10 protein-coding genes are annotated in these 14,101 nt (G+C 70.2%); 5 read left to right on the forward strand and 5 right to left on the reverse strand.

Annotated features, from left to right (window positions below; genetic code table 11):
* Window positions 1-28: 28 nt before the first annotated feature.
* The gene (gene ngcE / locus BLW86_RS09045) at window positions 29-1,474 is read right to left on the reverse strand and encodes an N-acetylglucosamine/diacetylchitobiose ABC transporter substrate-binding protein (RefSeq protein WP_093873547.1); all 1,446 of its coding nucleotides are present in this window, start codon (window positions 1,472-1,474) and stop codon (window positions 29-31) included.
* A 528-nt stretch (window positions 1,475-2,002) separates the two neighbouring features.
* On the opposite strand from ngcE, the gene BLW86_RS09050 reads away from it, so the two are divergent.
* Window positions 2,003-2,932 (forward strand): FG-GAP repeat domain-containing protein, encoded by a 930-nt coding sequence (locus BLW86_RS09050; RefSeq protein ID WP_093873548.1) that lies wholly within the window; start codon window positions 2,003-2,005, stop codon window positions 2,930-2,932.
* A 95-nt stretch (window positions 2,933-3,027) separates the two neighbouring features.
* On the opposite strand, the gene acnA is transcribed toward BLW86_RS09050, so the two are convergent.
* On the reverse strand, window positions 3,028-5,745 hold the full coding sequence (gene acnA, locus BLW86_RS09055; RefSeq protein ID WP_093878580.1) for an aconitate hydratase AcnA: 2,718 nt from the start codon (window positions 5,743-5,745) through the stop codon (window positions 3,028-3,030).
* 305 nt (window positions 5,746-6,050) lie between these two features.
* Between acnA and BLW86_RS09060 the strand changes: the two genes are divergently transcribed.
* The 3 genes from BLW86_RS09060 to BLW86_RS09070 all read left to right on the forward strand — a co-directional run bounded on the left by BLW86_RS09060 (window position 6,051) and on the right by BLW86_RS09070 (window position 8,811).
* A complete protein-coding gene (locus tag BLW86_RS09060; RefSeq protein ID WP_030690052.1) occupies window positions 6,051-6,407 on the forward strand; it encodes a VOC family protein in 357 nt (118 codons plus the stop codon).
* Window positions 6,408-6,457: 50 nt separating this feature from the next.
* Window positions 6,458-7,987 (forward strand): helix-turn-helix domain-containing protein, encoded by a 1,530-nt coding sequence (locus BLW86_RS09065; protein WP_093873549.1) that lies wholly within the window; start codon window positions 6,458-6,460, stop codon window positions 7,985-7,987.
* 77 nt (window positions 7,988-8,064) lie between these two features.
* On the forward strand, window positions 8,065-8,811 hold the full coding sequence (locus BLW86_RS09070; RefSeq protein WP_143060241.1) for a Stk1 family PASTA domain-containing Ser/Thr kinase: 747 nt from the start codon (window positions 8,065-8,067) through the stop codon (window positions 8,809-8,811).
* 10 nt (window positions 8,812-8,821) lie between these two features.
* Here the strand turns inward: BLW86_RS09070 and BLW86_RS09075 are convergent, their stop codons facing one another.
* The 3 genes from BLW86_RS09075 to BLW86_RS09085 all read right to left on the reverse strand — a co-directional run bounded on the left by BLW86_RS09075 (window position 8,822) and on the right by BLW86_RS09085 (window position 12,088).
* Window positions 8,822-10,375: an MFS transporter gene (locus BLW86_RS09075; protein WP_093873551.1), complete on the reverse strand. Its 1,554-nt coding sequence runs from the start codon at window positions 10,373-10,375 to the stop codon at window positions 8,822-8,824.
* A 91-nt stretch (window positions 10,376-10,466) separates the two neighbouring features.
* Window positions 10,467-10,880, reverse strand: coding sequence for a RidA family protein (locus BLW86_RS09080; RefSeq protein ID WP_093873552.1), 414 nt, complete (start codon window positions 10,878-10,880; stop codon window positions 10,467-10,469).
* Window positions 10,877-12,088, reverse strand: coding sequence for an acyl-CoA dehydrogenase family protein (locus BLW86_RS09085; RefSeq protein WP_256341260.1), 1,212 nt, complete (start codon window positions 12,086-12,088; stop codon window positions 10,877-10,879). The genes BLW86_RS09080 and BLW86_RS09085 overlap by 4 nt, the downstream gene beginning before the upstream one ends.
* 354 nt (window positions 12,089-12,442) lie before the next feature.
* Here BLW86_RS09085 and BLW86_RS09090 point away from each other — a divergent pair, with 354 nt between their 5' ends.
* A complete protein-coding gene (locus BLW86_RS09090; RefSeq protein WP_093873553.1) occupies window positions 12,443-14,065 on the forward strand; it encodes an AMP-binding protein in 1,623 nt (540 codons plus the stop codon).
* Window positions 14,066-14,101 lie beyond the last annotated feature (36 nt).

Raw genomic sequence — 14,101 nt, forward strand, 5'->3', positions numbered from 1 at the left:
GGTCGGCGGGAAGGGGCCCCGGCACTGCTCACTGGTGCTTGTAGTGCTTGATCGAGGAGTCCTTGGCCGCCTCGTCGGCGTACTTCTGGATCTTCTTGATCGTCTCGGCCGGGGTCGCGCGGCCGGCCATCATCTCGCCGAGCCCGGCGACACCGATCTTCTCCTTCTGGAGGGCGACGTACCAGTCCTGGAGGCGCGGGTTGACGACGTTCTGGCCGGCCTTCTCCAGGGCGGCGACACCGGACTTGAGGCCCGGGGTCAGCTCGATGCCGTCGGTGCCGCCGTTGAAGGCGGTCAGGGACTTCACGGACTGGGTGAAGTTCTTCGAGGAGGCCTCGCTGAGCATGATGCGCAGCTGCTCCAGGCCGCCCTCCAGGTTCTTCGCCTTCGCCGGGACGATGAAGGGCTCACCGCCGGACGCCCAGATGGTGCCGAAGGGCATCTTGTCGGACGAGTCGATGCCGGTCGGGGCCGAGACGGCCAGGTCGAAGTCGGCCGGCATGGTCTTCGCGGCCTCGTTCTCGACCCAGGAGCCGTTCGGGATGAACAGCGCCTTGCCCTCGGTCCAGGCGGTCTGCGACTGGATGTGGTCGAGGCCGGGGGTGCCCTTGAGGATGTAGCCCTTCTTGACGAGCTCGTAGTACGCCTCGAAACACGTCTTGACGGCGGGGTGCTCCCAGGCCTTCGGCTCCAGGTTGTCGATGGCGTCGAGGACCTCGCGGCCGCCGACCTTGCCGATCATCGGGTAGAGCGAGAAGGGGACGTAGTACGGGTACTTGCCGGCGTACGTCCAGCCCGCGATGCCCTTCTTCTTGGCCTTCTCGCAGACGGCCAGCATCTCGTCCCAGGTCTCGGGGTACTTCGCGTCGAGGGAGTCGAGCAGCTTCTGCGAGTACCAGACGCCGTAGACCGTGTAGGCGTAGTACATGATCCACACCGGGTCGCCGTCGAACTGGCCCATCTCGACGATGCCGGGCCGCAGGGTGTCGCGGACCTTCTTGCTCGGGTCGTCGATGGACGGCGCGTCCAGGAGCGGGGTGAGGTCCGCCAGCTGCTTCTGGCCGACGAGGACGCCCATGTCCATCTGCTCGGCGCCGGAGTTGTCGATGAGGTCCGGCGGGGTGCCGCCGTTGAAGCGCGGCTGCAGCGTGGTGGTGATCTTCTGGGTCGGCGTGAACTTGACGCTCGCCTTGGGGTAATTGGTCTCGTAGACCTTGATCGCGTCCTTGGCGTACTGCTGTCCGAATCCGCCGTCGAAGAGGACGAAATCGAGCGGTGCCGACTCGTTCACCCCGAGCGGGTTCTTGTCGGACTTCGTACCCTTCTCGACCTTTCCGTTACCACCGCTGTCGCTGCTCGCGCAGGCGGACAGGAAGCCCATGGTCGGCACGGAGATCAGACCGATGGCGGCGGAACGCTTGATCAGATCGCGACGGCCGAGGCCCTCACCGTTGTGTGCGGAGGTGGATCCCATGCTCAAGTCCTCGCCTTCATTCAGGACTCAGGCGGTGTACCGGTCGCCCGTACTCACTCGCCACAGGCGAAGGGCCCCGCCACCGCGGTCATTTGCAGCCGGGTCGTGCACGCGTCGGGCCGTCGTCGGATTGCTCCGACTGGCTGGACGCCGACAGGTATAGTCCACTTCCCTTCGCGGGAGCAAGATCGAAACCAGGTTTCCGCGACCATCTTTCCCGAGTTGAGACCTCCGGGATAAGCACGCTGGATCTGCGGCGTTTCGTCCAAGCATTGACTTCGCGCCACCCTTGACAGCGCCTCGGAACTACCCGTACTGGGGGCACGACACGCCCTCGACACCCCGTCGCGAACACGAACGCGGCAAAGCCGACATACGGCCGGGATCGAAACAGTTGTGTCACAGACCCCCCTCCCGGTGAAGGTCCTGTAAGGACGATCCGGGATCATGAGGGGTCCCACCGTTTCCCTCCTTCGTGACGGACGCGCGGTGGGACCTGCCTCATTCCACTCGGATCTGGAGTACTACGTGGCCAAGTCTTCTGGCCTGAAGCGCACGGGCTTCCTGTCCCGCGTCACCGTCGCTGCGATAACCGCCGCCCTCGTGGGCACCACCACGGCCGCGGTGGCGGCCGACGTGCCGCAGCGTTCCGCACAGTCCGCCACCGTCGAGTCGGCGCCGCGCGCCGGCGCGTTCGCCGCGACGACCGCGGCGACCGCGGCGGTCACGACGCCCGCCAACTCGCTGTACGGTGCCACCAACTACGGCAACCTGTACCGCTACGACCTCGACGGCAACGGCGGCTTCAAGGCCGCCGTGTCGAGCGGTTCCGGCTGGCAGTACAGCAAGTACATCACCCAGGTGGACCAGAACTCGGACGGCCACTCCGACGGCCTCTGGTACGTCGAGAACAACCGTCTCGCCTACATGCCGTTCGACGGCACCCCGCGCGACATCGGCGGCGGCTGGGGCATCTACAACCGCGTCTTCTCCGCCGGCAACAACGGCGGCGCGGCGGCGGACGACCTGATCGCCCGTGACAGCTACGGCGTGCTGTGGCTGTACCTGGGCTACGGCAACGGCAACCTGGCCACCCGCACCCGCATCGGTGGCGGCTGGCAGATCTACAACCAGATGACCGGCAAGGGCGACATGACGGGGGACGGCAAGGCCGACCTCATCACGCGCGACGGTTCCGGCAACCTGTACCTCTTCAAGGGCACGGGCAACTACCAGGTCCCGTTCTCCGGTCGTACGAAGGTCGGCGCCGGCTTCCAGATCTACAACAACCTGCTCTCCGTGGGTGACGTCAACTTCGACGGCAACGCGGACCTGCTGGCCCGTGACGGCGCCGGCGCGCTCTGGCTCTTCAAGGGCACGGGCAACGCCGCCTCGCCCTTCTACGGCCGCGTGAAGGTCGGCTCGGGCGGCTGGAACGGCTTCCGCCTCATGTTCTAGTCGTGCCGACCGGCCCTCGGGCCGGACGGACACGAGCGGGCCCCGCTCCTCTTCCGAGGAGCGGGGCCCGCTGCGTACGACCGGATCCCGAGGCGTCAGCCGCGGATCAGGTTGCGGAGCACGTACTGCATGATGCCGCCGTTGCGGTAGTAGTCCGCCTCACCGGGGGTGTCGATGCGGACGACCGCGTCGAACTCGACACCGGTGTCGGTGGTGACCTTGACCGTGCTCGGCGTGGTGCCCTCGTTCAGCTCCGTGACGCCCGTGATGGAGAAGGTCTCCTCGCCGGTCAGGCCCAGCGAGTCGGCCGACTGGCCGGCCGGGAACTGCAGCGGCAGGACGCCCATGCCGATGAGGTTCGAGCGGTGGATGCGCTCGTACGACTCGGTGATGACGGCCTTGACGCCGAGGAGCGCGGTGCCCTTGGCGGCCCAGTCGCGGGACGAGCCGGAGCCGTACTCCTTGCCGCCCAGGATGACCAGCGGGGTGCCGGCGGCCTGGTAGTTCTGCGAGGCGTCGTAGATGAAGCTCACCGGGCCGTCGGCCTGGGTGAAGTCGCGGGTGTAGCCGCCCTCGGTGCCCGGCGCGATCTGGTTGCGCAGGCGGATGTTGGCGAAGGTGCCGCGGATCATGACCTCGTGGTTGCCACGGCGCGAGCCGTAGGAGTTGAAGTCACGACGCTCCACACCGTGCTCGGTGAGGTACTTGCCGGCCGGGGTGTCGGCCTTGATGGCGCCGGCCGGGGAGATGTGGTCGGTGGTGACCGAGTCGCCCAGCTTGGCCAGGACGCGGGCGCCGACGATGTCGGTGACCGGGGTGGTCTCCATCGTCATGCCCTCGAAGTACGGGGGCTTGCGGACGTAGGTGGACTCGGCGTCCCACTCGAAGGTGTTGCCGGTCGGGATCGGCAGCGCCTGCCACTGGGCGTCGCCCGCGAAGACGTCCTGGTAGGACTTGTTGAACATGTCCTCGCCGATGGCGTTGGCGACGACGTCGTTGACCTCGGCCTCGGAGGGCCAGATGTCGGCCAGGTAGACGGGCTTGCCGTCCTGGTCGACGCCGAGGGCGTCCTTGGTGATGTCCACCTTCATGGAGCCCGCGATGGCGTACGCGACGACCAGCGGCGGGGAGGCCAGGTAGTTCATCTTGACGTCGGGGTTGATGCGACCCTCGAAGTTGCGGTTGCCCGAGAGCACCGAGGTCACGGCCAGGTCGTGCTCGTTGACGGCCTTGGAGACCTCCTCCGGCAGCGGGCCGGAGTTGCCGATGCAGGTGGTGCAGCCGTAGCCGACGAGGTTGAAGCCGACCTTGTCGAGGTACGGGGTGAGGCCCGCCTTGTCGAAGTAGTCGGTGACGACCTTCGAGCCCGGGGCGAGGGTGGTCTTGACCCACGGCTTGCGGGTCAGGCCCTTCTCGACGGCCTTCTTCGCGACGAGCGCGGCGGCGACCATCACGTACGGGTTCGACGTGTTGGTGCAGGAGGTGATCGCGGCAACGGTGACGGCGCCGTGGTCGATCTCGTAGGTCGAACCGTCGGGGGCGGTCACCTGGACCGGCTTCGACGGGGCGCCGTTCGGGTGGTTCGCCGGGGCGTCGGAGGCCGGGAAGGACTCCTTGCCCGCCTCGTCGACCTCGTCGACGTAGTTGCGGACGTCCTGGGCGAACTGCGCGGCGGCGTTCGCGAGGACGATGCGGTCCTGCGGGCGCTTCGGGCCGGCGATGGAGGGGACGACCGTGGAGAGGTCGAGCTCCAGCTTCTCGGAGAAGTCGGGCTCGGCGGCCGGGTCGAGCCAGAGGCCCTGCTCCTTGGCGTACGCCTCGACGAGCGCGACCTGCTGCTCGGAGCGGCCGGTCAGCTTGAGGTAGTTCAGGGTCTCGCCGTCGATCGGGAAGATCGCGGCGGTGGAGCCGAACTCCGGCGACATGTTGCCGATGGTGGCGCGGTTCGCGAGGGAGGTCGCGGCGACGCCCTCGCCGTAGAACTCGACGAACTTGCCGACGACGCCGTGCTTGCGCAGCATCTCGGTGATCGTGAGGACCAGGTCGGTGGCGGTGGTGCCGGCCGGGAGCTCGCCGGTCAGCTTGAAGCCGACGACGCGCGGGATGAGCATGGAGACCGGCTGGCCGAGCATCGCGGCCTCGGCCTCGATGCCGCCGACGCCCCAGCCGAGCACACCGAGGCCGTTGACCATGGTGGTGTGGGAGTCGGTGCCGACGAGGGTGTCGGGGTACGCCTGGCCGTTACGGACCATGACGGTACGGGCCAGGTGCTCGATGTTCACCTGGTGGACGATGCCGGTGCCCGGGGGGACGACCTTGAAGTCGTCGAAGGCGGTCTGGCCCCAGCGCAGGAACTGGTAGCGCTCCTTGTTGCGGCCGTACTCCAGCTCGACGTTCTGGCCGAAGGCGTCCTTCGTACCGAACTTGTCGGCGATGACGGAGTGGTCGATGACCAGCTCGGCCGGGGAGAGCGGGTTGACCTTCGCCGGGTCGCCGCCGAGCTCCTTGACGGCCTCACGCATGGTGGCGAGGTCGACGACACAGGGCACACCGGTGAAGTCCTGCATGATCACGCGGGCGGGCGTGAACTGGATCTCCTGGCTCGGCTGAGCCTGCGAGTCCCAGTTGCCGAGGGCCCGGATGTGGTCGGCGGTGATGTTCGCGCCGTCCTCGGTGCGGAGCAGGTTCTCCAGGAGGACCTTCAGGCTGTAAGGGAGGCGCGCGGAGCCCTCGACCTTGTCCAGCTTGAAGATCTCGTACGACTCGTCGCCCACGCGCAGCGTGCTGCGGGCGTCGAAGCTGTTCGCCGACACGACAGTCTCCTTCATATATGTGCGCGTTCCACCACATCCTGCCGCCACGTACACGTCGTCGATCCGCTAAGGTAAGGCTAAGTTAGGTAACCCTTACCAGGATGGCGGCAGCGGTGCGCCTCGGCAGATATCTCGATGTCGAGATAACTCTAGTACATCACCGCCGCCCGGTCATGCCTGGCATGCTGCGGATCCACGGGACGCGCGGCCGACCCGGCACGCCCTCCCGCCCCGCCCCGCCCCGTCCCACCCCGAACGGATGCGGCCCGATTGCCGCGGCGGGCGCCCCGGCCGACGATCGGTTCATGATCAGCGGCGCGCACGTGGTTCTCTACACCCGGGACGCGGAGGCCGACCGGGCCTTCCTCAAGGACGTCGTCGGCTTCGAGCACGTGGACGCCGGAGGGGGCTGGCTCATCTTCAAGCTGCCACCCGCCGAGATCGCGGTGCACCCCACGACGGGCGAGCCGCAGCACGAGGTGTACCTCATGTGCGACGACCTCACCCATACCCTGACAACCCTGGAGGATCGGGGCGCCGAGATCTCACGGGCCATCACCGACCAGGGCTGGGGCCTGCTCGCCGCCGTCCGGCTGCCGAGCGGCACCGAACTCCCCCTGTACGAACCGCGCCACCCGACCGCGCACGGCGATTCACCCTGACGGCCTACCCGATGACGAATCACATCTCATATCTGAGATAACGTGACGCCATGGCAGACGACTACCTCGTACGCATCGGCAAGCTCATCCGTGACGCCCGGCAACACCGTGGCTGGACACAGACGCAGCTCGCCGAAGCACTGGCCACGAGCCAGAGCGCCGTCAACCGGATCGAGCGCGGCAACCAGAACATCAGCCTTGAGATGATCGCCCGGATCGGCGAAGCCCTCGACAGCGAGATCGTGTCCCTGGGATACGCGGGACCCATGCACCTCCGGGTCGTCGGCCGCCGTCGCCTCTCCGGCTCCATCGACGTCAAGACGAGCAAGAACGCCTGTGTCGCGCTGCTCTGCGCCTCGCTCCTCAACAAGGGCCGCACCGTCCTGCGCCGGGTCGCCCGCATCGAGGAGGTCTTCCGGCTCCTGGAGGTCCTCAACTCCGTCGGCGTCCGCACCCGCTGGATCAACGACTGCACGGACCTGGAGATCGTGCCGCCGGCCGAGCTCGACATGGAGTCCATCGACGCCGAGGCCGCGATCCGCACCCGCTCGATCATCATGTTCCTCGGCCCGCTGCTGCACCGCATGGACCGCTTCAAGCTGCCGTACGCCGGCGGCTGCGACCTCGGTACGCGCACGATCGAGCCGCACATGATCGCGCTGCGCCGCTTCGGCCTGGAGGTCACGGCCACCGAGGGCATCTACCACGCCCAGGTCGAGCGCTCCGTCTCCCCCGACCGCCCGATCGTCCTGACCGAGCGCGGGGACACCGTCACCGAGAACGCGCTGCTCGCCGCCGCCCGGCACGACGGCGTGACCGTCATCCGCAACGCCTCCTCCAACTACATGGTCCAGGACCTCTGCTTCTTCCTGGAGGCCCTCGGCGTCCGGGTCGACGGCATCGGCACCACCACCCTGACCGTGCACGGCGTGCCGCAGATCGACGTGGACGTCGACTACTCCCCCTCCGAGGACCCGGTCGAGGCGATGAGCCTGCTCGCCGCGGCCGTGGTGACGGAGTCGGAACTGACCATCCGCCGGGTCCCCGTCGAGTTCATGGAGATCGAGCTCGCCGTCCTGGAGGAGATGGGCCTCGACCACGACCGCTCGGCGGAGTACCCGGCGGACAACGGCCGCACCCGCCTGGTCGACCTGACGGTCCGTCCCTCCAAGCTGGAGGCGCCGATCGACAAGATCCACCCGATGCCGTTCCCGGGCCTCAACATCGACAACGTCCCCTTCTTCGCGGCGATCGCGGCGACGGCCCAGGGCAAGACCCTCATCCACGACTGGGTCTACGACAACCGCGCCATCTACCTCACCGACCTCAACCGCCTCGGCGGCCGCCTCCAGCTCCTCGACCCCCACCGCGTCCTCGTGGAGGGCCCGACCCGCTGGCGCGCCGCCGAGATGATGTGCCCGCCGGCCCTGCGCCCGGCCGTGGTCGTCCTGCTCGCCATGATGGCGGCGGAGGGCACGTCGGTCCTGCGCAACGTGTACGTCATCAACCGCGGTTACGAGGACCTCGCGGAGCGCCTCAACTCGATCGGCGCGCAGATCGAGATCTTCCGGGACATCTAGGACTCAGGACCGGAGAAAGCCGCGAGAAGCCGAAGAACCCCCGCGCCCCGCGCGGGGGTTCTGCCTACGATCCCCGCGTGGACTCGTACCCCTCTGCCCCGCCGCCGCCCCCGTCGTCGCCCCCGGGGGCCGTTCGGCGGTGGTGGCGGCGGCCGGGGGTTGTCGTCGGCGTTCTGGTCGTGCTGCTCGCGGTCGTGTGGGGCGTGCGGTCCTTCTTCGGCGGTGGTTCGCCGGAGAAGGAGACGGGGCGGGGCGATGACCGGCCGCCGAAGGCGACCGTCACCGTCTCCGCCGCTCCTGAGCCCACCGGGCCTCCCCTGCTCGTGGGGAAGGGTCTCGAGGAGGCCCAGGAGGTCGCCTCCGGGGCCGGGTACTCCGTCGTGTCGCACGACGCCTCCGACCAGGACGCCAGGCAGTGGGACGCGGACGAGTGGACGGTGTGCTTCCAGACCTCGGCGGGGCGGCGGGACGGTGGTCGGCCCGCCCTCGACCTCGGTGTGGTGCGTGTCGGGGCGCCCTGCCCCGCCGTCGACGGCGGGAAGCTGCCCTGGCCGAAGATGCCCGCCGTCACCGGCATGACCTTCGCGCGGGCCGGGGAGGCGCTGGGGCCGATCGGGTTCAGGAGGGTCGAGCCGGAGAGCGCGTACTCCGATGTGGCGCTGCCCGGCGTCGCGGATCCGTGGAAGGTCTGCTTCCAGGATCCCGAGCCGGGCAAGACGGTCGAGAATCCGCAGTTCGGGACCGTCTATCTGAAGCTGGCGCCGCCCGATGCCGCCTGTCCCGAGCGGGCGTATGCCACGTTGCGTCCCGCACCGACGCCGTAGCGGGGGGAGCTCAGCCGGCGCCCGGCATCACTCCGCCGCCCTTGAGCCGTTCGAGGTCGGAGGCGCGGACCTGGATCACGAAGAGGGCGACCAGGGCGCCGACGACGGCGAAGATCGCCGCTGTGACGAAGCCCGCGGAGACTCCGGAGGTGAGGACCTGGTCGCTCCAGGGCGGTGGGAGCTGGCCGGTTCTGGCGAACTGGGCCTTCTCCAGCGGGCCGGCCTGGGAGAGGAAGGCGGGGACCTGCTTGTCCGCCTCGTTGCGGCTGGCCGTGCCGAAGACGGTCACCAGGATCGACAGGCCGAGCGAACCGCCCACCTGCTGCATCGCGTTGAGCAGGCCGGACGCTGCTCCGGACTCCCTCTGCTCGACGTTCGACAGCGCCATGATGGTCAGCGAGACGAACATCAGGCCCATGCCGAGGCCGAAGACCAGGATCGGTCCGAGGATGCTGCCCGCATAGGTGGAGCCCACGTCGGTGAGCGTCAGCCAGGACAGGCCGGCCGCGGCGAGCACCGATCCCGTCACCATGAAGGGCTTCGGGCCGTACTTGGGCAGCAGGTTGGACGTGAAGCCGGCGCCGACCGCGATGATCGCGCTGACCGGCAGGAACGCGAGCCCCGTCGTCAGGGGGCTGAAGCCCAGCACCTGCTGCACGAAGAGGGTGAGGAAGAAGAACATCCCGAAGATGGCCGCCGCCAGGCAGAGCATGATGACGTAGGTGCCCGAGCGGTTGCGGTCGGCGAACATGTGCAGGGGCGTGATGGGCTGCTGGGAGCGCCGCTCGATGAGGATGAACGTGGCCAGGAGGACGATCGCGGCGGCGAACGAGCCGATCGTGTAGGGGTCGCTCCAGCCTTCCTGCGCGGCCCGGATGAATCCGTACACCAGCGCCACCATGCCGAGCGTCGAGGTCAGCGCGCCGGCGAGGTCGAAGTGGCCGGGGTGCCGCTCGGACTCCTTGACGTGACGCGGTGTGAGGAGCGCGATCACCACGGCGATCGGGACGTTGACGAAGAAGATCCAGCGCCAGTCGAGCCATTGGACGAGCATGCCTCCGGCCACCAGGCCGATCGCGCCGCCGCCGGCCGAGACGCCCGCGAAGACGCCGAAGGCCCGGTTGCGTTCCGGGCCTTCGTCGAACGTCGTGGTGATGAGGGAGAGCGAGGTCGGCGAGGCTATCGCGCCGCCGACGCCCTGGAGCGCCCGGGCCGCGAGGAGTTGCCACTCGCTCTGCGCGAGCCCGCAGAAGAGGGAGGCGAGTCCGAAGAGCAGCACGCCGAAGATGAAGACGCGTCGCCGTCCCAGGATGTCGCCGGTGCGCCCGCCGAGGAGCAGCAGGCCGCCGAAGGTGAGGGTGTAGGCGTTGACGACCCAGGACAAGCTGGTGGTCGAGAAGTCCAGCGCCGTCTGGATGTGCGGGAGCGCGATGTTCACGATGGTGATGTCGAGGACCACCATCAGCTGACAGGAGGCGATCACGAACAGGGCGATGCCCTTGCCGTCCCCACCCTTCTTCGGAGTGGCGGTCTGTGCAGGTGTCGTCGGCTTGGGTGTACTCATGTGGCGCCTCGGGCCTCGCCTGGTGAGTGTGCCGTGGGCCGGTCAGTCCACCTTTCGACACTAAGCCCGCCCCGCGCGGGTGACCAGTTGATCAAGCGGGCGCGGGTTCGTCGAGGACCGCGAAGCCGTCCAGCTCCACCAGGGCCTGCTCGTCCCAGAGGCGTACGACTCCGATGACGGCCATCGCCGGGTAGTCGCGGCCCGCCAAGCGGCGCCAGATCCGGCCCAGTTCGTGCGCGTGGTCGCGGTAGCCGGGGACGTCGGTGGTGTAGACGGTGACGCGGGCGAGGTCGGCGGGGGTGCCGCCGGCGTGCCGCAGGGCGGTGAGCAGATTGCCGAGGGCGGTGGTGAACTGCTCGGTGAGCCCCTCCCCCACGACCGTGCCCTCGGTGTCGAGGGCGGTCTGTCCCGCGAGGAAGACGAGTCGGCTCCCGGTGGCGGTGACGGCGTGGGAGAAGCCGGTGGGCGGGGAGAGTTCGGCGGGGTTGTGGCGGTGCAGGCTCATGCGGTCGCCTCCTTCGGCTTCAGGGCGTACGTCTCCCCGGCGGGCCGCTGCCCGCCGGGCGGCACCTCGTTGGGCGGCACCTCGGTGGGCGGCACCTTCGCGTACAGCTCCTTCGCGATGATCGTGCGCTGCACCTCGGTCGCGCCCTCGTAGATCCGGGGTGCGCGGACCTCCCGGTAGAGGTGTTCCAGGAGGTGGCCGCGCTGGAGGGCGAGGGCGCCGTGCAGCTGGACGGCGGCGTCGACGACGTACTGGGCGGTCTCGGTGGCGAGGAGCTTGGCCATGGCGGAGCGGCGGGGGACGTCGGGGTCTCCCTCGTCGTACGCGACGGCCGCCGCGTACACGAGGAGGCGGGCGGCCTCGGTGCGGGTCGCCATCTCGGCGACGCGGTGCGAGACGGCCTGGAGGTCGGCGAGGACGCCGCCGAAGGCGGGGCGGGCGGCGGTGTGGGCGAGGGCCGCGTCGAGGGCGGCCTGGGCCATGCCGACGGCGAAGGCGCCGACGCTGGGCCGGAAGAGGTTGAGGGTGTTCATGGCGACCCGGAAGCCCCGGTCCGGGGCGCCGAGGAGGTCCTCGGGGCCGACGGGGACGCCGTCGAAGGTGAGGGTGCCGAGGGCGTGCGGGGCGAGCATGTCGAGTGGCTCCCCGCCGAGTCCCGGGCGGTCGGCGGGGACGAGGAAGGCGGTGACGCCGCGGGCTCCGGCGCCCCGGGTGGTGCGGGCGAAGACGGTGGCGAAGTCGGCCTCGGGGGCGTTGGAGATCCAGCGCTTCTCGCCGTGCAGGCGCCAGCCGCCGCGTCCGTCGGGGACGGCGTCGAGGGCGAGGGCGGCGGCGTCGGAGCCGGCGTCCGGTTCGGAGAGGGCGAAGGCGGCGACGGCGCGTCCGGCGGTGGCCTCGGGGAGCCAGCGGGCGCGCTGGGCGGGGGTGCCGAAGGCGGCGACGGGGTGGGTGCCGAGGCCCTGGAGGGCGAGGGCGGTCTCGGCCTCGGTGCAGGTGCGGGCGAGGGATTCGCGCAGGAGGCAGAGGTCGAGGGCGCCGGCCTCGAAGAGGCGGGCGAGGAGGCCGAGCTCGCCGAGGGCGGCGACGAGGGGGCGGTTGACCCTGCCGGGTTCGCCCTGGTCGGCGAGGGGCTTGAGGCGCTCGGCGGCGAGCGCGCTGAGCTCCGCACACCAGGTGGTCTGTGCCGGATCGAGCGAGAATGCGGGCATGTGGGCCCTCTCCGGCGCCCTCCGGCGCCCTCGTCGCGGCGCCGTCCGGCGCCTTCGTCCCCGCGCCTCGCGGCGCCTTGGTCCCGGCGCCGCGAGGCGCCCTGATCCCGACGCCGTGGAGCGCCGTGGTCCCAGCGCCTCGCGGCGCCTTCGTCCCGACGCCTTGAGGCGCCCTGCTCCCCGCGCCCTCGGGCGCCCTGGTCGCCGCGCCCCGCGGCGCCCTGCTCCCTGTGCCGTGCGGCGCCTCCGTTCCGGTGCCCCCGGGCACCCTTGTCGCGAACCGTTGACTGTCGTCACCAACACGATACGCTCGTGGGGCGACGGACGACCCCACCACGACAGGGGGACGGACTCATGGAGCTGACGCCCTCGGCCCACCTCGACACGTTCGCCCGCGACCGGCTGCCGCCTCCCGACCGCTGGCCGCATCTCGTCTTCGACCTCCCCGAGCTCCGCTACCCCGACCGGCTCAACTGCGGCACGGAACTCCTCGACCGCACGGTGGAGCGGTTCGGCGCCGACCGGCCCGCCTTCCACGACGGCGAGGGCGGGGTCTGGAGCTACGGGGAGCTCCGCGACCGGGTGGACCGCATCGCCCACGTCCTCACCACCGACCTGCGGGTGCTGCCCGGCAACCGGGTCCTCCTGCGCGGCCCCACCACCCCCTGGCTCGCCGCCTGCTGGCTCGCCGTGATGAAGGCCGGCGGCGTCGCCGTCACCGTCCTGGCCCAGCAGCGCGCCCCCGAACTGGCCGTGATGGCCGAAGCCGCCCGGTGCACCCACGCGCTCTGCGACGCCCGGGTGCTCGACGAACTCCTCGCGGCCCGGATACCCGGGCTCCGGATCACCCCCTTCGGCGGGGACGGACCGGACGACCTGCTGGCCCTCGCCGACCGCCGGCCCGGCCCGTACGAGGCGGTGGCGACCGCCGCCGACGACGTGGCCCTGATCGCCTTCACCTCCGGCACGACCGGGCGCCCCAAGGGCTGCGTCCACTTCCACCGGGACGTCCTGGCCGTCGCCGACACCTTCTCCGCGCACGTCCTGCGCCCGCTGCCCGACGACGTCTTCGCCGGCTCGCCGCCACTCGCCTTCACCTTCGGCCTCGGCGGCCTCGTCGTCTTCCCCCTGCGGGCCGGGGCGAGCGCGGTCCTCCTCGAACAGGCCGGGCCCAAACAGCTGCTCGCGGCGATCGAGCGGCACCGGGTCTCTGTGCTCTTCACCGCGCCGACGGCCTACCGGGTCATGCTGGAGGAGCTGACCCAGGGCACGGCCCCGGAGGTGGCCTCGCTGCGCCGCTGCGTCTCGGCCGGCGAGAACCTGCCGGAGGCGACCTGGACGGCCTGGTACGCGCGGACCGGGCTGCGCCTGATCAACGGCATCGGCGCCACCGAACTGCTGCACATCTTCATCTCCGCCGCCGACGGCGACATCCGTCCCGGCACCACGGGCCGTCCGGTGCCCGGCTGGCAGGCCAGGATCGTCGACCGCGACGGCAAGGGCGTCCCGGACGGCGAGGAGGGGCTGCTCGCGGTGCGCGGCCCGGTGGGCTGCCGCTATCTGGCCGACCCCCGCCAGGAGGAGTACGTACGGGACGGCTGGAACGTCACGGGCGACACGTACGTCCGCGAGCCCGACGGCTGGTTCCGGTACGTCTCACGGGCCGACGACATGATCATCTCGGCCGGCTACAACATCGCCGGGCCCCAGGTCGAGGAGGTGCTCCTCGACCACCCCGACGTGGTGGAGACGGCGGTGGTCGGCCGCCCGGACGAGCTGCGCGGCCAGGTCGTCGTGGCGTACACGGTGGTACGGGACGGGGTGCCGCGCGACGCGAGCACCGCCGCCGCGCTGCGGGCCTTCGTCCGCGCCCGCATCGCCCCGTACAAATCGCCCCGGGAGATCGTCTTCCTCGACGCGCTGCCGCGCACGGCGACGGGGAAGCTCCAGCGCTTCCTGCTGCGGGACCCGGCGTGACCGGCATGACGTGTCCACCACCCCCTAAAGTGATCA

The sequence above is a fragment of the Streptomyces sp. TLI_105 genome (assembly GCF_900105415.1).
In the GTDB taxonomy this organism is placed as follows: domain Bacteria; phylum Actinomycetota; class Actinomycetes; order Streptomycetales; family Streptomycetaceae; genus Streptomyces.

Excerpts from the sequence above, each read along its gene's own strand:
- ngcE (WP_093873547.1), bottom strand. The coding sequence starts at position 1,474 with ATGGGATCCACCTCCGCACACAACGGTGAGGGCCTCGGCCGTCGCGAT.
- BLW86_RS09060 (WP_030690052.1), top strand. The coding sequence starts at position 6,051 with ATGATCAGCGGCGCGCACGTGGTTCTCTACACCCGGGACGCGGAGGCC.
- BLW86_RS09065 (WP_093873549.1), top strand. The coding sequence starts at position 6,458 with ATGGCAGACGACTACCTCGTACGCATCGGCAAGCTCATCCGTGACGCC.
- BLW86_RS09075 (WP_093873551.1), bottom strand. The coding sequence starts at position 10,375 with ATGAGTACACCCAAGCCGACGACACCTGCACAGACCGCCACTCCGAAG.
- BLW86_RS09080 (WP_093873552.1), bottom strand. The coding sequence starts at position 10,880 with ATGAGCCTGCACCGCCACAACCCCGCCGAACTCTCCCCGCCCACCGGC.
- BLW86_RS09085 (WP_256341260.1), bottom strand. The coding sequence starts at position 12,088 with ATGCCCGCATTCTCGCTCGATCCGGCACAGACCACCTGGTGTGCGGAG.
- BLW86_RS09090 (WP_093873553.1), top strand. The coding sequence starts at position 12,443 with ATGGAGCTGACGCCCTCGGCCCACCTCGACACGTTCGCCCGCGACCGG.